The sequence below is a fragment of the Gryllotalpicola ginsengisoli DSM 22003 genome (genome assembly GCF_000419445.1).
In the GTDB taxonomy this organism is placed as follows: Bacteria; Actinomycetota; Actinomycetes; order Actinomycetales; family Microbacteriaceae; genus Gryllotalpicola; species Gryllotalpicola ginsengisoli.
Genome location: NZ_AULK01000005.1, coordinates 219534 through 241853 on the forward strand (window position 1 = coordinate 219534; position 22320 = coordinate 241853).

The 22320-nt window shown below is 67.1% G+C and carries 34 protein-coding genes; all 34 read right to left on the reverse strand.

Annotated elements, in window-relative coordinates:
• Nucleotides 1-149 precede the first annotated feature (149 nt).
• Nucleotides 150-266, reverse strand: coding sequence for a 50S ribosomal protein L36 (gene rpmJ / locus H563_RS0111040; RefSeq protein ID WP_022882667.1), 117 nt, complete (start codon nucleotides 264-266; stop codon nucleotides 150-152).
• 67 nt (nucleotides 267-333) lie between these two features.
• The gene (infA, locus tag H563_RS0111045) at nucleotides 334-555 is read right to left on the reverse strand and encodes a translation initiation factor IF-1 (RefSeq protein WP_011186713.1); all 222 of its coding nucleotides are present in this window, start codon (nucleotides 553-555) and stop codon (nucleotides 334-336) included.
• 173 nt (nucleotides 556-728) lie between these two features.
• Nucleotides 729-1622, reverse strand: coding sequence for an aminodeoxychorismate lyase (locus H563_RS0111050; protein WP_022882668.1), 894 nt, complete (start codon nucleotides 1620-1622; stop codon nucleotides 729-731).
• 14 nt (nucleotides 1623-1636) lie between these two features.
• Nucleotides 1637-2473 (reverse strand): type I methionyl aminopeptidase, encoded by an 837-nt coding sequence (gene map / locus H563_RS0111055; protein ID WP_027479362.1) that lies wholly within the window; start codon nucleotides 2471-2473, stop codon nucleotides 1637-1639.
• Nucleotides 2474-2480: 7 nt separating this feature from the next.
• Nucleotides 2481-3113 (reverse strand): adenylate kinase, encoded by a 633-nt coding sequence (locus H563_RS0111060; protein WP_022882670.1) that lies wholly within the window; start codon nucleotides 3111-3113, stop codon nucleotides 2481-2483.
• Entirely contained in the window at nucleotides 3110-4432 is a 1323-nt protein-coding gene (gene secY, locus H563_RS0111065) for a preprotein translocase subunit SecY (RefSeq protein WP_022882671.1), read from the reverse strand. Before secY ends, H563_RS0111060 begins: the two co-directional genes overlap by 4 nt.
• 98 nt (nucleotides 4433-4530) lie before the next feature.
• A complete protein-coding gene (rplO, locus tag H563_RS0111070) occupies nucleotides 4531-5049 on the reverse strand; it encodes a 50S ribosomal protein L15 (RefSeq protein ID WP_022882672.1) in 519 nt (172 codons plus the stop codon).
• Nucleotides 5049-5234 (reverse strand): 50S ribosomal protein L30, encoded by a 186-nt coding sequence (gene rpmD / locus H563_RS0111075; protein ID WP_022882673.1) that lies wholly within the window; start codon nucleotides 5232-5234, stop codon nucleotides 5049-5051. The genes rplO and rpmD overlap by 1 nt, the downstream gene beginning before the upstream one ends.
• Nucleotides 5234-5947, reverse strand: coding sequence for a 30S ribosomal protein S5 (gene rpsE, locus H563_RS0111080; protein WP_022882674.1), 714 nt, complete (start codon nucleotides 5945-5947; stop codon nucleotides 5234-5236). The genes rpmD and rpsE overlap by 1 nt, the downstream gene beginning before the upstream one ends.
• A complete protein-coding gene (gene rplR / locus H563_RS0111085) occupies nucleotides 5944-6303 on the reverse strand; it encodes a 50S ribosomal protein L18 (protein ID WP_022882675.1) in 360 nt (119 codons plus the stop codon). Before rplR ends, rpsE begins: the two co-directional genes overlap by 4 nt.
• Before the next feature lie 2 nt (nucleotides 6304-6305).
• Nucleotides 6306-6842 (reverse strand): 50S ribosomal protein L6, encoded by a 537-nt coding sequence (gene rplF / locus H563_RS0111090; RefSeq protein WP_022882676.1) that lies wholly within the window; start codon nucleotides 6840-6842, stop codon nucleotides 6306-6308.
• A 6-nt stretch (nucleotides 6843-6848) separates the two neighbouring features.
• Nucleotides 6849-7247: a 30S ribosomal protein S8 gene (gene rpsH / locus H563_RS0111095; RefSeq protein WP_022882677.1), complete on the reverse strand. Its 399-nt coding sequence runs from the start codon at nucleotides 7245-7247 to the stop codon at nucleotides 6849-6851.
• Between the two features lie 175 nt (nucleotides 7248-7422).
• Complete coding sequence (gene rplE, locus H563_RS0111100; protein ID WP_022882678.1) at nucleotides 7423-8013, reverse strand: 50S ribosomal protein L5; 591 nt, start codon at nucleotides 8011-8013, stop codon at nucleotides 7423-7425.
• Nucleotides 8013-8372 (reverse strand): 50S ribosomal protein L24, encoded by a 360-nt coding sequence (gene rplX, locus H563_RS0111105; protein ID WP_022882679.1) that lies wholly within the window; start codon nucleotides 8370-8372, stop codon nucleotides 8013-8015. The genes rplE and rplX overlap by 1 nt, the downstream gene beginning before the upstream one ends.
• A 4-nt stretch (nucleotides 8373-8376) precedes the next feature.
• Nucleotides 8377-8745, reverse strand: coding sequence for a 50S ribosomal protein L14 (gene rplN, locus H563_RS0111110; RefSeq protein ID WP_022882680.1), 369 nt, complete (start codon nucleotides 8743-8745; stop codon nucleotides 8377-8379).
• A complete protein-coding gene (gene rpsQ, locus H563_RS0111115; RefSeq protein WP_022882681.1) occupies nucleotides 8745-9044 on the reverse strand; it encodes a 30S ribosomal protein S17 in 300 nt (99 codons plus the stop codon). The genes rplN and rpsQ overlap by 1 nt, the downstream gene beginning before the upstream one ends.
• A gap of 5 nt (nucleotides 9045-9049) precedes the next feature.
• A complete protein-coding gene (gene rpmC / locus H563_RS0111120; protein WP_022882682.1) occupies nucleotides 9050-9397 on the reverse strand; it encodes a 50S ribosomal protein L29 in 348 nt (115 codons plus the stop codon).
• Nucleotides 9397-9816, reverse strand: a complete 420-nt coding sequence (rplP, locus tag H563_RS0111125; RefSeq protein WP_022882683.1) for a 50S ribosomal protein L16 — start codon at nucleotides 9814-9816, stop codon at nucleotides 9397-9399. Before rplP ends, rpmC begins: the two co-directional genes overlap by 1 nt.
• A complete protein-coding gene (rpsC, locus tag H563_RS0111130; RefSeq protein ID WP_022882684.1) occupies nucleotides 9816-10568 on the reverse strand; it encodes a 30S ribosomal protein S3 in 753 nt (250 codons plus the stop codon). Before rpsC ends, rplP begins: the two co-directional genes overlap by 1 nt.
• Nucleotides 10568-10933 (reverse strand): 50S ribosomal protein L22, encoded by a 366-nt coding sequence (gene rplV, locus H563_RS0111135; protein WP_022882685.1) that lies wholly within the window; start codon nucleotides 10931-10933, stop codon nucleotides 10568-10570. The genes rpsC and rplV overlap by 1 nt, the downstream gene beginning before the upstream one ends.
• Before the next feature lie 25 nt (nucleotides 10934-10958).
• The gene (gene rpsS / locus H563_RS0111140; RefSeq protein WP_022882686.1) at nucleotides 10959-11240 is read right to left on the reverse strand and encodes a 30S ribosomal protein S19; all 282 of its coding nucleotides are present in this window, start codon (nucleotides 11238-11240) and stop codon (nucleotides 10959-10961) included.
• Between the two features lie 12 nt (nucleotides 11241-11252).
• Nucleotides 11253-12092: a 50S ribosomal protein L2 gene (gene rplB, locus H563_RS0111145; RefSeq protein WP_022882687.1), complete on the reverse strand. Its 840-nt coding sequence runs from the start codon at nucleotides 12090-12092 to the stop codon at nucleotides 11253-11255.
• 16 nt (nucleotides 12093-12108) lie between these two features.
• Nucleotides 12109-12408 (reverse strand): 50S ribosomal protein L23, encoded by a 300-nt coding sequence (rplW, locus tag H563_RS0111150; RefSeq protein WP_022882688.1) that lies wholly within the window; start codon nucleotides 12406-12408, stop codon nucleotides 12109-12111.
• On the reverse strand, nucleotides 12408-13052 hold the full coding sequence (gene rplD / locus H563_RS0111155; protein ID WP_022882689.1) for a 50S ribosomal protein L4: 645 nt from the start codon (nucleotides 13050-13052) through the stop codon (nucleotides 12408-12410). The genes rplW and rplD overlap by 1 nt, the downstream gene beginning before the upstream one ends.
• 3 nt (nucleotides 13053-13055) lie before the next feature.
• A complete protein-coding gene (gene rplC, locus H563_RS0111160) occupies nucleotides 13056-13715 on the reverse strand; it encodes a 50S ribosomal protein L3 (RefSeq protein WP_022882690.1) in 660 nt (219 codons plus the stop codon).
• A gap of 15 nt (nucleotides 13716-13730) precedes the next feature.
• Entirely contained in the window at nucleotides 13731-14039 is a 309-nt protein-coding gene (gene rpsJ, locus H563_RS0111165) for a 30S ribosomal protein S10 (RefSeq protein WP_027479364.1), read from the reverse strand.
• 476 nt (nucleotides 14040-14515) lie between these two features.
• A complete protein-coding gene (gene tuf / locus H563_RS0111170) occupies nucleotides 14516-15709 on the reverse strand; it encodes an elongation factor Tu (protein WP_022882691.1) in 1194 nt (397 codons plus the stop codon).
• A 141-nt stretch (nucleotides 15710-15850) separates the two neighbouring features.
• Complete coding sequence (gene fusA, locus H563_RS0111175; protein ID WP_027479365.1) at nucleotides 15851-17995, reverse strand: elongation factor G; 2145 nt, start codon at nucleotides 17993-17995, stop codon at nucleotides 15851-15853.
• Nucleotides 17996-18088: 93 nt separating this feature from the next.
• A complete protein-coding gene (gene rpsG, locus H563_RS0111180; RefSeq protein WP_022882693.1) occupies nucleotides 18089-18559 on the reverse strand; it encodes a 30S ribosomal protein S7 in 471 nt (156 codons plus the stop codon).
• A complete protein-coding gene (gene rpsL / locus H563_RS0111185; RefSeq protein WP_022882694.1) occupies nucleotides 18559-18933 on the reverse strand; it encodes a 30S ribosomal protein S12 in 375 nt (124 codons plus the stop codon). Before rpsL ends, rpsG begins: the two co-directional genes overlap by 1 nt.
• A 338-nt stretch (nucleotides 18934-19271) precedes the next feature.
• On the reverse strand, nucleotides 19272-20324 hold the full coding sequence (locus tag H563_RS0111190) for a hypothetical protein (protein WP_022882695.1): 1053 nt from the start codon (nucleotides 20322-20324) through the stop codon (nucleotides 19272-19274).
• Nucleotides 20311-20802, reverse strand: coding sequence for a DUF6121 family protein (locus H563_RS0111195; RefSeq protein WP_022882696.1), 492 nt, complete (start codon nucleotides 20800-20802; stop codon nucleotides 20311-20313). The genes H563_RS0111190 and H563_RS0111195 overlap by 14 nt, the downstream gene beginning before the upstream one ends.
• Nucleotides 20803-20804: 2 nt before the next feature.
• Nucleotides 20805-21821: an ABC transporter permease family protein gene (locus tag H563_RS16310; RefSeq protein ID WP_022882697.1), complete on the reverse strand. Its 1017-nt coding sequence runs from the start codon at nucleotides 21819-21821 to the stop codon at nucleotides 20805-20807.
• A gap of 42 nt (nucleotides 21822-21863) precedes the next feature.
• Nucleotides 21864-22316 (reverse strand): MaoC/PaaZ C-terminal domain-containing protein, encoded by a 453-nt coding sequence (locus H563_RS0111205; protein ID WP_022882698.1) that lies wholly within the window; start codon nucleotides 22314-22316, stop codon nucleotides 21864-21866.
• Between the last annotated feature and the right edge of the window lie 4 nt (nucleotides 22317-22320).

Genomic DNA, 22320 nt, shown 5'->3' on the forward strand with positions numbered 1-22320 from the left:
GTGGGACAGCGCCGGTGCTCGGGCCTCCAACCCGGGGTGTCCCGCCCGGTGATCGACTCACGCGGAGCGTGAATGGGAACCGGGCGTTCTGGCGTTGCCTGATTGCGTATTCAGTTGTGAAGTCTCATGCGGGCTCTCGCCCGGGTCGACTAACCCTGACGCTGCTTATGGCGCGGGTTCGACGAGCAGATGACCATCACGCGGCCATTGCGGCGGATGATCTTGCAGTGCTCGCAGATGCGCTTGACGCTGGGCTGGACCTTCATGTTTTTTCCTTCGCTGTCTTCGTGCGCCTCGCCTGGCGGCGAGGGCCGTTACTTACGCAGCGAATCCTTACTTGTAGCGGTAGACGATGCGGCCGCGGGTCAGGTCGTAGGGGCTGAGCTCCACGATCACGCGGTCCTCCGGGAGGATACGGATGTAGTGCTGTCGCATCTTGCCCGAGATGTGGGCAAGAACCTTGTGACCGTTGGTCAGCTCGACGCGGAACATCGCGTTGGGCAGAGCCTCGATCACAGATCCTTCGATCTCGATGACGCCGTCTTTTTTGGCCATAGCCTCACTGTCGCTAAGGAGTAGGGTTTCGCTGTTCGTGCGGGGATTGTGGTGTCTGAACGTTGCACGGCGCGCACCCGATGACGGGTGCAAGACACCAAAGATCAATCATATGGGAAGTCTTCCCCTAACGCCAGTCGAGGGTCTATGCTTCCAGGCCGCTCGGCGTGTCCTCACTCCCGCCGTGCGAGCAGGGCGTCGTTCAGCCGGTCTGTGAGGTCGCGGTCGACGGCGATCGCGCGGCCGTCGATCTCGGTGATCGGGGTGGCGAGCATCACGCTCGAGAGCAGCCACACTCCGTCCGAGTCGAAGAGATCGGATGCCGCGACCAGGCGGTCCTCGGTGGCGAAGCCCCACTCCCCCGCCACCGCGAAGACGCTCAGTTGCGTCGTGCCGGGCAGGATCCCGATGTCCGTCTTCGGCGTGATCAGCGTGTTGCCGCGGCGCAGCAGCACCGTCGACTGCGGCGCTTCCATGACGTAGTCGTCGGAGGAGATGAAGATCGCGTTGTCCGCCCCGCGCCGCGCGGCCTCGCGCAGCGCCGCCATGTTGACGGCGTAGGACAGCGTCTTCGCGCCCGGCAGCAACCACGGCGCCTTCTCGGACAGGTCGTGGCGGTAGCCGCGGTCGAGAGTCACGACCTTCCAGCCGTCGCGGCGGCTCGGGAAGTCGCCGCTCGTCGTCGTGGCGATCAACCAGCCGGTGGGAACGCCCGATCCTTCGACGCCCCGCGAGAGCACCAGCTTGACGCCGCCCTGACGGTCGGTCGGCAGCGCCGCGGCGGCGATCTGCATGGCCGCCCGCCACTGCTCGAGATTCGGGGCGGGCAGCTCGAGCAGCTGCGCGGAGTTGGCGAGCCGCCAGAAGTGGCCGTCGACAGCCTGGGCGAAACCGTCGATCACACCGAGGGTCTCGAAGACGCCGTCGCCGCGGGTGGCGGAGAGCTCGGTGGCCATCAGGCTCGGCTGCCCGTCGGGCACGCGGTGCACCGTCGCGGCCCAGCCTCCCTCGGGTTCCGGCGCGTCGGCGGGGGCGACATCGAGCATGAAGACGATCGGCTGGGTCATCCGTTTTCCCTCCTTCAGGCCGGCCGCACGGGGGTGATCCCGAACGGCGCGAGACCGGCGGCGCCGCCGTCCTCGGCGGTGAGCACCCAGATGCCATCCTGGTGCACGGCGACGCTGTGCTCCCAATGCGCGGCCGCCGAGCCGTCATCGGTCACGACGGTCCAGCCGTCGTCGCGCACGTACGTCTCGGCCGAGCCGAGCGTGACCATGGGCTCGATGGCCACGACGAGACCCGGTTTCACCTCCGGGCCCTTCTGGCGCACGGCGTAGTTGAACACAGGCGGATCCTCGTGCATCGAACGGCCGATGCCGTGCCCGATGTAGTCGGTGAGGATTCCGTACTCGCCCTGCGAGTCGATGTAGTCCTCGATCGCCGCACCGACCTCGTTCAAGTGCCGGGCGTTCGCGAGGGTCGCGATGCCGTGCCAGAGCGACTGCTCGGTGACGCGGCTGAGCTCCCGCCGCGCCGCGACCAGGTCCGGTCGCGCGGGATCGTCGACCACGAAGCTGCGCGCGGCATCGCCGTTCCAGCCCTGCGTGGAGATCGCGCCGGAGTCGACCGAGACCAGGTCCCCCGGCTGCAGCACGCGACTGCCCGGGATGCCGTGCACGACCTCGTCGTTGACCGAAGCGCAGATGGTGTGGAAGTAGCCCTGCTCGAGCTTGAAGTTCGAGCTGAGGCCGCGCTGCGTGATCGCCGACTCGGCGGCACGGTCGAGGTCCAGCGTGGTGACGCCGGGCGCGATGATCTCAGCGACGGCGTCCAGACTCGCCGCCGTCGCGAGCCCCGGCTCGAGCATGAGCCGCAACTGCGCGGGCGACTTGTAGATCGACCGACGGATGCTTCGCATCATCGCGCTACGCGGCGTCGTCGACGGGGCGGATGCCCCGGGCCTCGAGCGCCTTGTGCACGCGGCCCGCGACCTCTTCGATCGGCCCCAGCCCATCGACCTCGATCAGCAGGCCGCGCTCGCGATAGATGTCGATGATCGGCTCGGTCTCGGTGTGGTAGACGTCGAGCCGGCGCCGGATGACCTCTTCCGTGTCGTCGGCACGACCCTGCTCGAGCGCGCGCTTGAGCAGGCGCTGGACGACGGCCTCGGTGTCGACGATCAGGCGGATCACGGCGTCGAGCGCCGCGCCCTGGCCGGCGAGGAACTCGTCGAGGAATTCGACCTGGCCCGCGGTACGCGGATAGCCGTCGAGCAGGAACCCCTTGGCGGCATCCGTCTGCGAGAGCCGGTCGGCGACGATCTCGTTGGTCACCTCGTCGGGCACATACGCACCCTGCGCGGTGATCTCCTTGACTTTAAGGCCGAGCGGGGTCTCGTTCTTGATGTTCTCGCGGAAGATGTCGCCCGTGGAGACGTCGGGGATTCCGAGCGACGACGCGATGAACTTCGCCTGAGTTCCCTTGCCGGCGCCGGGAGGGCCCACGATGAGCAGGCGCGCCTCCGCTGTGGCGGTGGTGTCTTCGATGGCTTCCGTCATCGGAGCAACCCTTCGTAGTGGCGCTGCTGCAACTGCGAATCGATCTGCTTGACGGTCTCGAGGCCGACGCCGACGATGATCAGGATCGAGGTGCCGCCGAACATGAACTGGTTGCTGGTGCCCAGCAGCGCGAAGGCCACCAGCGGGATCAGCGCGACGATCGCCAGGTAGAGCGAGCCCGGCAGGGTGATGCGGGTGAGCACGTAGTCGAGGTACTCGGCGGTCGGCCGACCCGCACGGATGCCGGGGATGAACCCGCCGTACTTCTTCATGTTGTCCGCGACCTCTTCCGGGTTGAAGGTGATCGCGACGTAGAAGTACGTGAAGCCGATGATGAGCAGCGCGTACAGCAGCATGTACAGCGGGTGGTCGCCCTTGGTCAGGTAGGTGGTGATCCAGGTCACCCACGGCGCGGCGGCCTCGCCCGAAGCGGGCTGCGCGAACTGCGCGATGAGCGACGGAAGGTACAGCAGCGACGACGCGAAGATGACGGGCACGACGCCGGCCATGTTCACCTTGATCGGGATGTAGGTGTTGTTGCCGCCGTAGGTGCGGCGCCCGATCATTCGCTTGGCGTATTGCACGGGGATGCGGCGCTGCGACTGCTCGACGAAGACGACCGCGGCGACCACGAGCGCGCCGATCACACAGACGATCAGGAAGGTGCCGAAGCCCTTGCTCTGCTCGATGGCCCACAGCGACGTGGGGAACTGCGCGGCGATGGAGGTGAAGATGAGCAGCGACATGCCGTTGCCGATGCCGCGCTCGGTGACCAGCTCGCCCAGCCACATGATGAGGCCCGTGCCCGCGGTCATCGTGATCACCATCAGGAGGATGGCGTACCAGCTGGTGTCGGTGACGATGTTGGAGCACTCGGTGGTGCTCGTCGTGCCGAACAGGGCACCGGAGCGGGCGACCGTGATCAGCGTCGTGGACTGCAGCACGCCGAGTGCGATGGTCAGGTAGCGGGTGTACTGCGTCAGGCGCGCCTGCCCCGACTGGCCCTCTTTGTACAGCGTCTCGAAGTGCGGAATCACCACGCGCAGCAGCTGCACGATGATCGACGAGGTGATGTACGGCATGATGCCGAGCGCGAAGATCGAGAGTTTCAGCAGCGCGCCGCCGGAGAACAGGTTGACCAGCTCGTAGAGCCCGGTCGTGCCCTGGTTCGCATTGAGGCACGTCTGCACGTTGCTGAAGTTCACGTACGGCGAGGGGATGAACGACCCCAGCCGGAAGATCGCGATGATCGCCAGCGTGAACAGGATCTTCTTGCGAAGGTCTGGCGTGCGCAGGATTCGCGCGACGGCACTGAACAAAGGGGCGTCCTTATCGTGGAAAAGGTAGAGGGCCGGGGGCTGAAGCCACCCGACCCTCTACTTTACGTCAGCCCGGCGGCGGTCTGAGACCGGCCGGGTCAGTTGATCGAACCGCCGGCGGCGACGATCTTCTGCTCGGCGCTGGCCGACACCTTGTCGACCGTCACGTTGAGCTTGACCGCGATGTCGCCGTTGCCGAGCACCTTGACCTTCTCGTTCTTGCGGACCGCGCCCTTGGCCACGAGGTCGGCGACGGTCACGTCGCCACCCTGCGGGTAGAGCTCGGCGAGCTTGGCCAGGTTCACGACCTGGTACTCCACCCGGAACGGGTTCTTGAAGCCGCGCAGCTTCGGCGCGCGCATCACGGAGTTGAGCTGACCGCCCTCGAAACCGGGACGCACCGAGTAGCGGGCCTTGGTGCCCTTGGTGCCGCGACCCGCGGTCTTGCCCTTCGAGCCTTCACCGCGGCCGACGCGAGTGCGATCCTTCTTCGCGCCCGCGGCGGGGCGCAGGTGATGCACCTTCAGAACGTTGACGCGCTCCTCGGTCGACTCGGCCTTGGCCTTCTTGGCGGCCGGCTTCGTGGCGGTCTCGTCCGCCTTCTTCTCGTCAGCCATCAGTCAATCTCCTCGACCTTCACCAGGTGGGCGACGGCGCGGACATAGCCACGGTTCTGCTCGTTGTCCTCACGCACGACGACATCGCCGATTCGCTTCAGACCGAGGCTGCGCAGCGTGTCGCGCTGGTTCTGCTTCTCACTTACCTTGGACTTGATCTGGGTCACCTTGAGGCGCGCGGCCATTAGGCACCTGCCTTCGCTGCAGCGGCGGCCTCGGCCGCCTGGGCCTCGGCACGCAGAATCCGGGCCGGCACGACCTCGTCGTAGTCGAGACCACGGCGGGCCGCGACGGAGCGGGGCTCCTCGAGGCTCTTCAGGGCCTCGACGGTCGCGTGCACGATGTTGATGGTGTTCGACGACCCGAGCGACTTGCTCAGCACGTCGTGGATGCCGGCGCACTCGAGCACGGCACGAGCGGGACCACCGGCGATGACACCGGTACCCGGGGCAGCCGGACGCAGCAGCACGACACCGGCAGCGGCCTCGCCCTGCACGGGGTGCGGGATGGTCGAGGCGACGCGAGGCACGCGGAAGAAGTTCTTCTTCGCCTCCTCGACGCCCTTCGAGATCGCCAGCGGAACCTCGCGGGCCTTGCCGTAGCCGACGCCCACGAGACCGTTGCCGTCGCCGACGACCACGAGAGCGGTGAAGCTGAAGCGACGACCGCCCTTCACGACCTTCGACACTCGGTTGATCGTGACGACGCGCTCCAGGAACTGGCTGCGGTCGTCATTGCGGGCGCCGCGCTCGCGGCTGCCGCGGTCACGGCCGCGACGGCTGTCACGGGTGTCACGCGCGGTCGTGTCGCTGCCCGCGGCAGTCTCGACCGGCTTCTCTGCAGTCGCCTGGTCTACAGCCACGTCCTGCTCCTTCACGTTCTTCTTCTCGTCGCTCACAGGTCCAAACCGCCTTCACGAGCGCCTTCGGCGATGGCCGCGACGCGGCCTGCGTACTTGTTGCCGCCGCGGTCGAACACGACCGCCTCGATGCCCGCGGCCTTCGCGCGCTCGGCGACCAGCGCACCGACGCGGCGGGCCTTGGCCGTCTTGTCGCCCTCGAACGCGCGCAGGTCGGCCTCGAGGGTCGACGCGGACGCGAGGGTGTGGCCGATGGCGTCGTCGACGACCTGCACGAAGACGTGGCGGGCCGAACGAGTGACGACGAGACGCGGACGGGCCGCGGTGCCGACGATCTTCTTGCGCAGGCGGGAGTGGCGGCGGCTGCGCGCAGCATTCTTGCTGTTGTTCGCCATGTTTACTTACCAGCCTTTCCGGCCTTGCGACGCACGACCTCGCCGGCGTAGCGGATGCCCTTGCCCTTGTAGGGCTCCGGCTTCTTGATCTTGCGGACGTTCGCAGCGGTCTCACCGACGAGCTGCTTGTCGATGCCGCTCACGGTCACCTTGTTGTTGCCCTCGACGGCGAAGGTGATGCCGGTCGGCGGCTCAACCGTGACGGGGTGCGAGAACCCGAGCGCGAACTCGATCGAGGAGCCCTTCTGGGCAACGCGGTAACCGGTGCCGACGATCTCGAGCTGCTTGGTGTAGCCCTGCGTGACGCCGATGATCTGGTTGTTGATGAGCGAGCGGGTCAGACCGTGCAGGGCACGGGACTCACGCTCGTCGTCGGGGCGGGTGACGAGGACCTGGTTCTCCTCGACCTTCACCTCGATGGGGCTGGCGACGGTGAGCGACAACTCACCCTTCGGACCCTTGACGGTGACGGTGCGGCCGTCGATCTTCACATCGACCCCGGCGGGGATGTCGATGGGCAGTCTTCCAATACGCGACATAGCGGATTACCACACGTAGGCGAGGACTTCCCCGCCGACGCCCTTCTTCTCAGCCTGACGGTCGGTGAGCAGACCGGAGGAGGTGGACAGGATGGCGACACCGAGACCGCCGAGAACGGTGGGGATCTCGGTCGACTTCGCGTACACGCGAAGGCCGGGCTTCGAGACGCGCTTGATGCCGGCGATGGAGCGCTCGCGGTTCGGGCCGAACTTGAGGTTCAGGGTGAGGGTCTTGCCGACGCGGGCGTCGGAGACCGACCAGTCCGCGATGTAGCCCTCCGCCTTGAGGATGTCGGCGATGTGCGCCTTCAGCTTCGAGTGGGGCATCGACACGGTGTCGTGGTAGGCGCTGTTCGCGTTGCGCAGACGTGTGAGCATGTCTGCGACCGGATCAGTCATGGTCATGACTAGTGATTCCTTAGTTGTCACCAGGTTTCGCGCGCCCGTTACACGAACGGCGACCTGTGGTGGAGGGGTGAGACGGATGCCCCACCCGTGGTTCCCGCCGGATGGCGGGGCCTGCGCTGGGCACAAACCCCGCCATCTTAGCGGATGATCCTGGAGGGATCGTCCAGTCCGCTTACGCGGCCTGGTCGTTGGACTTGAACGGGAAGCCGAGCGCGCGCAGCAGGGCGCGGCCCTCGTCATCCGTCTTGGCCGTGGTGACGACGGTGATGTCGAAACCGCGCACGCGGTCGATCTTGTCCTGGTCGATCTCGTGGAAGATCGACTGCTCGCTGACGCCGAAGGTGTAGTTGCCGTGACCGTCGAACTGGCGGTCGGAGAGGCCGCGGAAGTCGCGGATGCGCGGCAGCGCGAGCGACAGGAGACGGTCCAGGAACTCCCAGGCGCGGTCACCGCGAAGGGTGACGTGCGCGCCGATGGCCTGGCCCTCGCGCAGCTTGAACTGAGCGATCGACTTCTTGGCCTTGGTGACCTGCGGCTTCTGACCGGTGATCTTGGTCAGGTCGGCGATGGCACCGTCGATGATCTTGCCGTCGCGGGCCGCCTCACCGACGCCGGTGTTCACGACGACCTTCACCAGACCGGGGATCTGGTGGGGGTTCGTGAAACCGAACTGCTCCTTCAGAGCCGGCACGATCTCGTTCTTGTACTTCTGCTTGAGGCGCGGCTGGATCTTGCCAGCCTGCACGGCAGCGGTGTCGGTCATTACAGGTCCTTACCTGACTTCTTGGCGTAGCGCACGCGGACGTTCTTCGTGACGCCGTCCTTGGTGACCGTCTCGACGCGGTGGCCGACGCGGGTCGGCTTCTTCGTCTCGGGGTCGACGAGCGCGACGTTGGAGATGTGGATGGGCGCCTCGACGGTCTCGAGACCGCCGGTCTTCGAACCGCGCTGGGTCTGGCCGACCTTCACGTGCTTGGTGACGTAGTTGACGCCCTCGACCACGACGCGGTTCTGGTCGCCGAGGACCTCGAGGACCTTGCCCTGCTTGCCGCGGTCACCGCCGCGCGCCTGGGTGGCGCCGGAGATGACCTGAACGAGGTCGCCCTTCTTGATGTTGGCCATCGGACTAAATCACCTCCGGTGCGAGCGAGACGATCTTCATGAAGCGGCGGTCGCGGAGCTCGCGGCCGACCGGTCCGAAGATGCGGGTGCCGCGCGGCTCGCCGTTGTTGTTCAGGATGACCGCCGCGTTCTCGTCGAACTTGATGTACGAGCCATCCGCTCGACGGGTCTCTTTGACGGTGCGGACGACGACCGCCTTGACGACGTCGCCCTTCTTGACGTTGCCGCCGGGGATCGCGTCCTTGACGGTCGCGACGATGACGTCGCCGAGACCGGCGTAGCGGCGGTTCGAGCCGCCGAGGACGCGGATGGTCAGCAGCTCCTTGGCACCGGTGTTGTCGGCGACCTTGAGACGGGATTCGTTCTGGATCATTACTTCGCCTTCTCCAGGATCTCGACCAGGCGCCAACGCTTGGTGGCGGACAGCGGACGGGTCTCGCTCAGCAGGACGAGGTCGCCGACGCCCGCGGTGTTCTGCTCGTCGTGCGCCTTGACCTTCTTGGTCGTGCGCATGACCTTGCCGTACAGCGAGTGCTTCTTGCGGTCCTCGACCTCGACGACGATCGTCTTCTCCATCTTGTTGGAGACGACGTAGCCGCGAGCGGACTTGCGGTAGGCGCGAGCGGGGGCGGCCTTCTCGGCGACCTCGGCTTCAGCCTTCTTGGTAGCCATATCGACTATGCCTCCTCGGTCTCGGCAGCCGGGGCCTCAGCCTCGGCCGTCTTGTCTGCGTTCTTGCCCGCGCCTGCGGACTTCGCGCTCTTCTTGGCGGCAGCCTTCTTGGGAGCCTCGGTCGGAGCCGGGACTGCGCGGATGCCCAGCTCGCGCTCACGGATGACCGTGTAGATGCGAGCGATGTCGCGCTTGACCGCGCGGAGCCGGCCGTGGCTCTCGAGCTGGCCGGTAGCGGCCTGGAAGCGCAGGTTGAACAGCTCTTCCTTGGCCTTCTTCAGCTCGTCGGTGAGACGAGCGTCGTCGAACGTGTCGAGCTCGGCGGGTGCGAGCTCCTTGGAACCGATCGCCATTACGCGTCGCCCTCCTCGCGCTTGATGATGCGTGCCTTGAGGGGCAGCTTGTGGATGGCACGGGTCAGCGCCTCACGAGCGAGCTGCTCGTTGACACCGGCGACCTCGAAGAGGACGCGACCCGGCTTGACGTTGGCGACCCACCACTCGGGAGAGCCCTTACCGGAACCCATGCGGGTCTCGGCCGGCTTCTTGGTGAGCGGTCGGTCGGGGTAGATGTTGATCCACACCTTGCCGCCGCGCTTGATGTGACGCGTCATGGCGATACGAGCGGACTCGATCTGACGGTTGGTCACGTAGGCGGGCGTCAGGGCCTGGATGCCGAACTCGCCGAAGCTCACCTTCGTGCCGCCGGTCGCCTGACCGGAACGGCCCGGGTGGTGCTGCTTGCGGTGCTTCACACGACGGGGGATCAGCATTATGCCGTGGCTCCTTCCGCGACCGGGGCCTCAGCCTGGTTGCGCGGGGCGCGGCGAGGACGGTCGTTACGGTCGCGGCTCGGCTTGGACGCCTGCTCGCGAGCGAGTTCCTTGTTGGTGATGTCGCCCTTGTAGATCCAGACCTTCACGCCGATGCGGCCGAAGGTGGTCTTCGCCTCGTAGAAGCCGTAGTCGATGTTCGCGCGGAGCGTGTGCAGCGGCACGCGACCCTCGCGGTAGAACTCGGAGCGGCTCATCTCGGCGCCGCCGAGGCGGCCGGAGACCTGGATGCGGACACCCTTTGCGCCGGCGCGCTGCGCGCCCTGCAGACCCTTGCGCATCGCGCGGCGGAAGGCCACGCGGGCGGAGAGCTGCTCGGCGATGCCCTGAGCGACCAGCTGGGCGTCTGCCTCGGGGTTCTTCACCTCGAGGATGTTCAGCTGGATCTGCTTGCCGGTGAGCTTCTCGAGGTCCGTGCGGATGCGCTCAGCCTCGGCGCCGCGGCGGCCGATCACGATACCCGGGCGGGCCGTGTGGATGTCCACGCGGACGCGGTCGCGGGTGCGCTCGATCTCGATGCGCGCCACGCCGGCGCGATCGAGGTTGTCGGTCAGCATCTTGCGGATCTTGATGTCCTCACCGACGTAGTCGGCGTAACGCTGGCCCGGCTTGGTCGAGTCCGAGAACCAACGCGACACGTGGTCCGTGGTGATGCCCAGACGGAAGCCGTAGGGGTTGACTTTCTGACCCATTACTTCGTCCCTTCGTCCGGAGTGGCCAGGACCACGGTGATGTGGCTGGTGCGCTTGTTGATGCGGAAGGCACGACCCTGGGCACGCGGCTGGAAACGCTTGAGGGTGGTGCCCTCGTCGACGAATGCGCGCGAGACGTAGAGGTCCTGCTCGTCCAGGAACTGGTTCGAGGCGTCGGCCTTGACGCGAGCGTTCGCGATGGCCGAGGCGACGAGCTTGTAGATCGGCTCGCTCGCGCTCTGCGGCGCGAACTTCAGGATGGCCAAGGCCTCCTGCGCCTGCTTGCCGCGGATCAGGTTGACGACGCGACGAGCCTTCTGAGGCGTGATGCGGATGTGTCGCACGCGTGCGATCGACTCCACCATTTCTTTCTCCTCCTAACGTCACCGACTAGCGGCGACGACCCTTCTTGTCGTCCTTCTCGTGTCCACGGAAGGTGCGGGTCGGGGCGAACTCACCGAGCTTGTGCCCGACCATGGTCTCGGTGACGAACACCGGGATGTGCTTGCGACCGTCGTGCACCGCGATGGTGTGACCCAGCATGGCGGGGACGATCATCGAACGACGCGACCAGGTCTTGATCACGTTCTTCGAGTTGGCCTCGTTCTGTCGAACCACCTTCTGAAGCAGGTGCTCGTCGACGAAGGGGCCCTTCTTGAGACTGCGGGGCATCTTCTACTTCTCCTACTTCCGCTTCTTGCCGGTGGGACGACGGCGAACGATGAGCTTGTCGCTCTCCTTGTTGGGGTGACGGGTGCGGCCCTCGGCCTGGCCCCACGGGGTGACCGGGTGACGACCACCGGAGGTCTTGCCCTCACCACCACCGTGCGGGTGGTCGATGGGGTTCATCGCGACACCGCGGACGGTCGGGCGCACGCCCTTCCAGCGCAGGCGGCCGGCCTTGCCCCAGTTGATGTTCGACTGCTCGGCATTGCCGACCTCGCCGATGGTCGCGCGGCAGCGCGCGTCGACGTTGCGGACCTCGCCCGACGGCAGACGCAGCTGGGCGTACGGGCCGTCCTTCGCGACGAGGCGCACCGAGGCGCCCGCCGAACGGGCCAGCTTGGCGCCACCGCCCGGCTTCAGCTCGATCGCGTGCACGACCGTACCGGTGGGGATGTTGCGCAGCGGCAGGTTGTTGCCCGGCTTGATGTCGGCGCTCGCGCCCGACTCGACCACGTCGCCCTGCTTCAGGCCGTTCGGGGCCAGGATGTAGCGCTTCGTTCCGTCAACGTAGTGGAGCAGCGCGATGCGGGCGGTGCGGTTCGGGTCGTACTCGATGTGCGCGACCTTGGCGTTCACGCCGTCCTTGTCGTTGCGACGGAAGTCGATGACACGGTACTGGCGCTTGTGGCCACCGCCGATGTGGCGGGTCGTGATGCGGCCCTGGTTGTTGCGACCGCCGGTCTTGGCCAGCGGGCGCAGCAGCGACTTCTCGGGCGTCGACCGGGTGATCTCAGCGAAGTCGGCAACGGACGAACCGCGACGACCGGGGGTCGTGGGCTTGTAGTTACGGATAGCCATTGTTCTTCCTTCGCTCCTAGCCGACAGCCGTGAAGATGTCGATGGAACCGGACTTGAGCGTGACGATGGCGCGCTTGGTGTCCTTGCGCTTGCCGGTGCCGAAACGGGTGCGGCGGGTCTTGCCCTGACGGTTCAGGGTGTTCACCGACGCGACCTCGACCTTGAAGATCGACTCGATGGCGAGCTTGATCTCGGTCTTGTTCGAGCGCGGGTCGACGACGAAGGTGTACTTGCCCTCGTCGATCAGGCCGTAGCTCTTCTCGCTCACGACCGGGGCGATGATGACGTCGCGCGGGTCCTTGTTGACGGCGGCCATTACGCGGTCACCTCTTCCTTGGTGGTCTTCGCCGCGGTGAAGGCCTCGTACGCCGGCTTGGTGAAGACGATGTCGTCGCTCACCAGCACGTCGTAGGCGTTCAGCTGGTCGGCGGGGAGGGCGTGGACGGTGGTCAGGTTGCGAACCGAGAGCCAGCCGTTCTCGTCGTCGCGGTCGAGGACCACGAGCACGTTCTTGGTGACGCCCAGGCCGGCGAGGAGCTGCTTGGCGTTCTTGGTGGACGGCGCGTCTGCGGCAAGGCCCTCCACAATGTGGAGACGGCCGGCGCGGGCCCGATCAGAGAGGGCGCCGAGCAGAGCGGCGGCGATCATCTTCTTCGGGGTGCGCTGCGCGTAGCTGCGCGGCACGGGGCCGTGCACGACGCCACCGCCGGTGTGCTCGGGCGCACGAACGGAGCCCTGACGGCTCCGACCGGTGCCCTTCTGCTTGAACGGCTTGCGGCCGGCGCCGGACACCTCGCCGCGGTTCTTGGTCTTGTGCGTGCCCTGGCGCGCTGCGGCGAGCTGGGCGACGACGACCTGGTGGATCAGCGGGACGTTGGTCTGAACGTCGAAGAGCTCTGCGGGCAGCTCGACGGAGCCGGCCTTCTTGCCCTTCACGTCAATGACGTCGAGTGCAGTCATGGACTACGCTCCCTTCACTGCGTTGCGGACGAAAACGATGCGGCCGCGAGCACCGGGGACGGCGCCCTTGACGAGCAGCAGGCCCTTCTCGGCATCGACCGAGTGCACCGTGAGGTTGAGAACGGTCACGCGCTCGCCGCCCATGCGGCCGGCCATCCGCATGCCCTTGAACACACGGCTCGGGGTCGAGGACGCGCCGATGGAGCCCGGCTTGCGGTGGTTGCGGTGCGAACCGTGCGAAGCGGAGACGCCCTTGAAGTTGTGGCGCTTCATGACACCGGCGGTGCCCTTGCCCTTCGAGGTGCCGACGACGTCGACGAGCTGGCCGGCCTCGAAGGTCTCACCGACGGTGAGCTCCTGGCCGAGCTGGTAGCTCGAGGCGTCAGCGGTGCGGACCTCGGTGAGGTGGCGACGCGGCGTCACGCCGGCCTTCTCGAAGTGGCCGGTCGCCGGCTTGTTCACCTTGCGCGGGTCGATCTGGCCGTAGGCGATCTGCACGGCGTCGTAGCCGTCGACCTCGGGGGTGCGGATCTGGGTGACCACGTTCGGAGTGATCTCGACGACGGTGACGGGAATGAGCTTGTTGTTCTCGTCCCACACCTGGGTCATCCCGAGCTTCTTGCCGAGCAGGCCCTTGACGGTCTTGGTCTGAGTGTTAGACATGTTCGCCCGGCCCCCTTACAGCTTGATCTCGATGTTGACGTCGGCAGGCAGGTCGAGGCGCATGAGCGAGTCGACGGCCTTGGGCGTCGGGTCGATGATGTCGATCAGCCGCTTGTGCGTGCGCTTCTCGAAGTGCTCGCGGCTGTCCTTGTACTTGTGGGGCGAACGGATCACGACGACCACGTTCTTCTCGGTCGGAAGCGGCACCGGTCCGACGACGGTCGCACCCGCGCGGGTGACCGTGTCGACGATCTTGCGTGCCGAGGTGTCGATGACCTCGTGGTCATACGACTTCAGTCGAATGCGGATCTTCTGTCCCGCCATCACTGACTCGCTCTCGTGTAAGGCGTCGTACAGGCTTCCGGGCCTGCATTGGACGCGACGTGCTCCGAGCGGGGTGCCGCTCGAAGCTCGTGGTGTAGCACCACTCTTCGGTTTTCAACGCATGCGTCCGGCGCGGCCGCCGCAGGCACAGACGTGTCCCGTGGTCACCGTTGTCGGATTTTTGCGAGGTGTTCTCCTGCCCGCGGCCTAGCCTGAGTCCCGATGGGCGGCTATGCACTGCCTGGCAGTGATCCGGCCGAGGCATCCGCCTCACGTGCCGAAATGTTGAACCCTACAAGTTTGCCAGACGAAACCCATTGCTGCAACCCGGGCGTGTCGTGCTTATGACCGCGCCGGTCCTCGCCCGGCGCGGGTCGCTGCGGGAGACACGGGAAAGGGGCCGGGCCCGAAGGCCCGACCCCTTTGGATCGAGATGCGCAGTTGCGCTGCTACTCGATCACCTGCTTGCGATCGTCTTACTTGATGATCTTGGTGACGGTACCGGCGCCCACGGTGCGGCCACCCTCACGGATGGCGAAGCCGAGGCCCTCCTCCATCGCGATCGGCTGGATCAGCTCGACGTGGAGGTCGGTGGTGTCACCCGGCATGACCATCTCGGTGCCCTCGGGAAGGGTGATGACACCGGTCACGTCCGTGGTGCGGAAGTAGAACTGCGGACGGTAGTTCGCGTAGAACGGGTTGTGGCGGCCACCCTCGTCCTTGGACAGGATGTACGCGGTGCCCTCGAACTCGGTGTGCGGCGTGACCGAACCCGGCTTGACGACGACCTGACCGCGCTCAACGTCCTCGCGCTTGGTACCGCGCAGCAGCAGACCGCAGTTCTCGCCGGCCCACGCCTCGTCGAGCTGCTTGTGGAACATCTCGATACCGGTGACCGTGGTCTTCTGCGTCGGACGGATGCCGACGATCTCGACCTCGGAGTTGATGGCGAGGGTGCCGCGCTCGGCACGGCCGGTGACGACGGTGCCACGACCGGTGATCGTGAAGACGTCCTCGATCGGCATCAGGAACGGCTTGTCGCGGTCACGCACCGGGTCGGGGATCGACTCGTCGACGGCCTCCATGAGGTCGAGGACCGACTGGACCCACTTCGGGTCGCCCTCGAGAGCCTTGAGGCCCGACACGCGCACGACCGGAGCGTCGTCGCCGGGGAAGCCCTGGGAGGAGAGCAGCTCGCGGACCTCCAGCTCGACGAGCTCGAGGATCTCCTCGTCGTCCACCATGTCGGCCTTGTTCAGCGCGACGAGCAGGTAGGGGACGCCGACCTGCTTGGCGAGCAGAACGTGCTCACGGGTCTGAGCCATGGGGCCGTCGGTGGCCGCCACGACCAGGATCGCGCCGTCCATCTGCGCGGCACCCGTGATCATGTTCTTGATGTAGTCGGCGTGGCCCGGGGCGTCAACGTGCGCGTAGTGGCGCTTCGGCGTCTCGTACTCGACGTGCGAGATGTTGATCGTGATACCGCGCTGGCGCTCCTCGGGAGCCGAGTCGATCGACGAGAAGTCGCGGACGACGTTGACGTCCGACGGGTACTTCTCGGCGAGCACCTTCGAGATCGCGGCGGTAAGCGTGGTCTTGCCGTGGTCGACGTGACCGATCGTACCGATGTTGACGTGCGGCTTGGTCCGCTCGAACTTGGCCTTAGCCACTGTGGGTCCTCCTCAGGACTCTCGTGTAGAAGCTGCGGTCGGCGCGTGCCGGCCGGACATTCTACGGGGATTGTTTCTATGTTACGGGATGTTTGCCAGGCCGATTTCTCGGCCCGAACGCTCGCTCGAGGAGCTGAACGACTACTCGCCCTTGCTCTTCTGCACGATCTCGTCGGCGACGTTCCTCGGCACCTCGCCGTAGGTCTCGAACTGCATCGAGTAGACGGCGCGGCCGGCGGTGCGGGATCGCAGGTCGCCGATGTAACCGAACATCTCGGAGAGCGGGACGATCGCGCGGATCACCTTGACGCCCGAGGCATCCTCCATGGCCTGGATCTGGCCGCGGCGGGAGTTCAGGTCGCCGATGACGTCGCCCATGTACTCCTCGGGGGTGCGCACCTCGACCGCCATCAGCGGCTCGAGCAGGACCGGGTTGGCCTTGCGCGCGGCCTCCTTGAAGCCCATCGAGCCGGCGATCTTGAATGCCATCTCGGACGAGTCGACCTCGTGGTAGCCGCCGTCGAGCAGGGTCGCCTTGACGCCCACCATCGGGAAGCCGGCGAGGATGCCGCCCTGCATGGCCTCCTGGAAGCCCGCGTCGACCGACGGGATGTACTCGCGCGGGATGCGACCACCGGTGACCGCATTCTCGAACTCGTACGTCTTCTCGCTCGTGACCTCGAGCGGCTCGAGCTTGAACTGGATCTTCGCGAACTGGCCGGAGCCGCCGGTCTGCTTCTTGTGCGTGTAGTCGTGACGCTCGACCGTCTTCTTGATGGTCTCGCGGTACGCCACCTGCGGCTTGCCGACGTTGGCCTCGACCTTGAACTCGCGGCGCATGCGGTCGACGAGGATGTCGAGGTGCAACTCGCCCATGCCCTTGATGACCGTCTGGCCGGTCTCGGGGTTGAGCTCGGTGCGGAAGGTCGGGTCCTCCTCGGCCAGCTTCTGGATCGCGGTGCCCAGCTTCTCCTGGTCGGCCTTGGTCTTCGGCTCGATGGCGACTTCGATGACGGGCTCGGGGAAGGTCATCGACTCGAGCACCACCGGGTTGGCCGGGTCGGCGAGGGTGTCACCGGTGGTGGTGTCCTTCAGGCCGATGACGGCGTAGATGTTGCCGGCGGTCAACGAGTCGACCGGGTTCTCCTTGTTGGCGTGCATCTGGAAGATCTTCCCGATGCGCTCCTTCTTGTCCTTGGTCGAGTTGATGACCTGCGCGCCGGACTCGAGGTGACCCGAGTAGACCCGGATATAGGTCAGGCGACCGAAGAACGGGTGCGCGACGACCTTGAACGCGAGCGCCGAGAACGGCTCGTTCGCGTCGGCGTGGCGCTCGATGATCTTCTCCTCGTCGCGCACGTCGTGGCCCTCGATGGACGGCACGTCGAGCGGCGACGGCAGGAAGTCGATCACGGCGTCGAGCATCGGCTGCACACCGCGGTTCTTGAACGCCGAACCGCACAGCACCGGGTAGACCTCGGAGGCGATCGTGAGCTTGCGGATCGCGCCCTTGATCTCGTCGACCGTGAGCTCTTCGCCGCCGAAGTACTTCTCGAGCAGCTCGTCGCTCGACTCGGCCACGGTCTCGAGCAGCGTCTGGCGGTACTCCTCGGCGCGGTCCTTGAGCTCGGCGGGGATCTCCTGGATCTCGTACTTGGCGCCCATGGTCACGTCGCCCTTGGCATCGCCCGGCCACACGAGGGCCTTCATGGTGATGAGGTCGACGACGCCGACGAAGTCGCTCTCCGAGCCGATCGGCAGCTGCAGCACGAGCGGCTTCGCGCCGAGCCGGTTCACGATGGTGTCCACGGTGTAGTAGAAGTCGGCGCCGAGCTTGTCCATCTTGTTGACGAAGCAGATGCGCGGGACGTTGTACTTGTCGGCCTGGCGCCACACGGTCTCGGACTGGGGCTCCACGCCCTCCTTGCCGTCGAACACGGCGACCGCGCCGTCGAGCACGCGCAGGGACCGCTCCACCTCGACGGTGAAGTCGACGTGTCCCGGGGTGTCGATGATGTTGATCTGGTGCCGGTTGCCGTCGTTGTTGGCGGCGTAGGTGGGCGCCCAGAAACAGGTGACCGCGGCGGACGTGATGGTGATGCCGCGCTCCTTCTCCTGCTCCATCCAGTCGGTCGTCGAGGCGCCGTCGTGGGTCTCGCCGATCTTGTGGTTGACGCCCGTGTAGAACAGGATGCGCTCGGTGGTGGTGGTCTTACCGGCATCGATGTGCGCCATGATGCCGATGTTGCGGACCTTCTTCAGGTCCGAGAGCACGTCAAGTGCCACGGGGTTCCTCCGATTGGATGACGGTGAAGGTGAAGTTGTGGGGCAGGCGGGCGACGGATGCACGAGGCATCCGATCGCCCGCCTGCGTCGCCCTTACCAGCGGTAGTGGGCGAAGGCCTTGTTGGACTCGGCCATCTTGTGGGTGTCTTCGCGGCGCTTGACCGCGGCGCCGAGGCCGTTCGACGCGTCGAGGATCTCGTTGGTGAGACGCTCGGTCATCGTCTTCTCGCGCCGGGCCTTGGCGTAGCCGGTGAGCCAGCGCAGGGCGAGGGTGTTGGCGCGGTGCGGCTTGACCTCGACCGGGACCTGGTAGGTCGAGCCGCCGACGCGGCGGGACTTGACCTCGATGGTCGGGCGGATGTTGTCGAGCGCCTTCTTGAGCGTGGCGACCGGGTCGTTGCCGGTCTTGGCCTCGACGCCGGCGAGGGCACCGTAGACGATGCGCTCGGCGAGGCCCTTCTTGCCGTCGAGCAGGATCTTGTTGACCAGCTGCGAGACGACGGGCGAACCGTAGACCGGGTCGGCGACGACCGGGCGCTTGGGAGCGGGACCCTTGCGAGGCATTACTTCTTCTCCATCTTCGCGCCGTAGCGGCTGCGAGCCTGCTTGCGGTTCTTGACGGCCTGGGTGTCGAGCGCGCCGCGGATGATCTTGTAGCGCACGCCGGGGAGGTCCTTCACACGACCGCCGCGGACGAGCACCATCGAGTGCTCCTGCAGGTTGTGGCCCTCACCGGGGATGTACGCGGTGACCTCGGTGCCGTTGCTGAGCTTGACACGGGCGACCTTGCGCAGAGCCGAGTTCGGCTTCTTCGGGGTGGTCGTGTAGACGCGCGTGCACACGCCGCGCTGCTGCGGGTTGGCCTTCAGGGCGGGCGCCTTGGTCTTGACGACCTTGGGGGTGCGCCCCTTCCGGACCAACTGCTGAATGGTTGGCACTACTTGCTCCTCTATGAAAACTGCACGGTGACAGCAGATGTTCTTCCCCGCCCGGAATCACCGGGCAGGATGGATCGGACTCGTTGTTGTGACGGGAGTGTCGCGACCTGCGAATCCGATATGCCGTGGGGGCGGGCCGGGTGGCCTTCCCGACCGGGGTCGGGGTGCCCTTCATGGATTCGGTACGTGCCAGCGAATGAAACGGGATCGGAAGCCTCGCGGGATTCCGCGCACGGTTCATGCGCACGACAAAGCGCACACCCTGCCAATGATAGGCGACGCGTGCACTTCGCGCCAAACCGCGTGAGGGCCGTTCGCCCTAGGCGTTCGGCGCGGGATCAGGCGTCGGAGTCCCCGATCTGCGTGCCGCCGCCGTCGGAGTACGCCGACGAGGGGACGAAGCGCACCGAGTCGCCCGAGACGACCAGCGTGCCGGACACTTCGAAGGGTTGGGAGCCGGTGGTGGCGGTGCCGGTGAGGCCGCCGACGGAGGCATCCGATGAATAGGTGACGTAGCCGGGCGAACTGGTGGCCACCGGCCAGCCGCCGAGTTCGTCGTTCCACCCGCCGAGGGCGACCTGGGGAGCCTCGTCGAGGGTCCAGTGGCCGTTGGAGTAGGTGACGCCCTGCTGTGGCTCGGCGTAGAACGGGCAGCCCTCGGGCGTCATCGACGTCTGGGCGACGCAATCGGCGAGCCACTTGCCGACGGCATCCTTTGCGGCGCTCACGGCGGCGGGCTGCGCCTCAGCGCTGACCTCGGCGGCGGCGGCCTGCTGCGGCGGGAACACCGCAGCGACGGCGCCGGCGCTCACGCTGTAGTACTTCTCCTGAGCCGCGTCGATGGCGTAGGTGCCGGGGAACGCGCGCTCGACGACCTGGCCGTCGTGGGCGGTCACCGCGTGGCCGCCGATCTTCACCGTCATGTCGTCCGGCCCGTGCAGGTTCACGGTCAGGGTGGGCAGGGACTGTTTGGCGAGGCGCCAGGCCGAAACGATCGGGGCGGAGGCGCGGGCGACCTTGAACTGCGCCGTGTACGCGGCCTGGCCCTGACGGATGCGCGCCTGCACGGTCGCCGTCGCCCCGCTGCGCTCGACTCCGAGGATCTGGAAGGAGCTGACGCGATCCGTGGCCTTGCGATACGCGGCATCCGTCAGCAGCACGTCGTCGTCGCCTGCCGTGATGCGGCCGAGCTTCATGGCGGTGGAGACGTCGCCGTCCACGACGGCCTGGAGGTAGTGGCGCACGGGCAGCTCGGGCGAGGAGATCGCGGCGAGCGTGGGGATCGTGCCGATGCCCAGGGTGACGGCTACGGCGCTCGCGAGCACTGCGACGACGATGCCGACCAGGGCGAGGGGGCCGAGCAGGCGGGGGCGGGATTCAGTCGTCGTCATGCTTCTCCCAGGGCCATTCGGGGCGCCCGCGCTGCCGGATCCGCGAGGCCAGCAGGAGCATGTAGAGCAGGGCGATGAGGAACCCGAGCGCGCCGGCGGTCGGGGCGAAGGGGCGGGTCAATTCGGTGCCGAGGAAGAGCAGCCCGGCGACGGGGTCGCCCGCGCCGACGAAGACCGCGATGCCGCCGAGCAGCGCATACGCCAGGTACGCACCGACCGCGATGCCGAGCGCGGCGAGGGGGCTGACGCGCTGCCGCTGCTCGGGGACCCGCAGCGCGATCCAGAGCAGACAGCCGAACACGAGCAGCGTTGCTGCGGCGACGGCGATCGGGCCCGCCAGCAGGCCGGCCTGCGGGTCGTCGACGACGTCGATGCCGGCGAAGAGGGAGGTCACGCCGAACACGGCGATGACGAACGCGAAGTACAGCACGGTCGCGAAGAACGCGACGGTCGACGCGTAACGGCGGAACCCGGTCAACCTCAGCGCGCGAGCGCGGCTCGCTCCTCTTCATATGCGGCGGCGGCCTCGGCGTTGCGGCGCTTGACCGACTGGCCGCGGGCGGCGATCCACGCGCCCATCCAGGTGACGACCTCGAGGGCGAGGAACGTCGCCGTGAAGGCGATCAGCACGTAGGGGACGTTGGCCTGGAAGTAGTCACCGAGGAACGAGCGGAACTCGTCCGGCGTGCGCTCCCAGATGCGGTTCGTGATCAGCGCGGCGGCGAAGTAGCCGACGAAGACCAGGGCCGCGACGAACATGCTTCCGAAGACATATGCCCACCAGCGGCCGCGGTTCACGATCGCGACGAGCGCGATGAAGGCGGCGGCGAACACCGCGAGGGGCAGCCAGAACTCCCAGCCCTCCACGTAGCTGAGGATGTACTCGCGGGTGCTGTCGGCGCCGAAGCGCACGAACAGGATCACGTAGGTCGCCGCGATCTCGAGGGCGGCGAAGAGCACGGTGGCGAGCACGGCGAGCAGGATTCCGACGCCGCGGTTGCTGCGCTTCTTCGGCGGCGTGGGCGGCTGGACATAGACGGGCGACGGCTGCGAGACGGATGCGGCGGGCGCCGGCTGCTCGGCCGCCGTCGGCTCGACGGTGGTCGGCGTCGCCGGGGCCTCGGCGGCAGGGGCGGACTCGGTCGTCGTGGCGGCCTGGGTGACCGGTTCGCTCACGGGCGCCGCCGCCGGGGCATCCGTCGCGGCGGTCTCTGCGGGCGCCTCCTGCGCGGATGCCTCCGAGTCGGCGGGCTCCGCGGTCGGCTCGACCTCGTCCGAGGTCTGTGGAACGGACTGCTCGGGGGCGACGTGCTCGGAAGCGGCGACCGGGCGGTAGCCGGGGTCGAGCGGCTGCACGGTCGCGGTGTCGGTGTGGTCGGCGGGGTCGCCGCCGGCAGGAATGGTGGGCTGCGCGCCTGTGCGCAGTGCGGCGGCGGTCTCGTCGGCCAAGGGGGTCGGCTCCTCGCTGCGCTGCGGCGTCGGCGTCGTGTCGCTCATGCGCCCCAGGGTAGCAAGGCGCCTCGCCGACCCTCGGGATTGCTATGCGGTGAGCGGGGCGGCGAGCACCATGACGTCCATCCGGCCGGATTGCACGGTCACGCCGTCCTGGTTCGCGAGGGTGAGCTGCCGCTCGAGGATGCCGTACTCGCCCGAGCTCGTGGGGCGCGCGGAGAGGATCTCGACCGTGCAGGTCAGGGTGTCGCCGATGAAAACGGGCGCGGCAAACTTCCACTGGTCGATGCCGAGCAGCGCGACGGCGCTGCCCTCGAACACTCCGGTGCGCGCGATCAGGCCGAGGCAGAGCGAGGCGCCGAGCATGCCGTGCACGATGCGCTGCCCGTAGCGGGTGCGCTTGGCGTACTCGGCGTTGGTGTGCACCTCGTTGTTGTCGTTCGTCCACGCGGCGAACTGGTAGACGTCGGCTTCCGTGATGGTGCGGCCGGGGGTCGTGAACGTCTGTCCCGCGTGGAAGTCGGGGAGGTAGAGGGGCATGCGG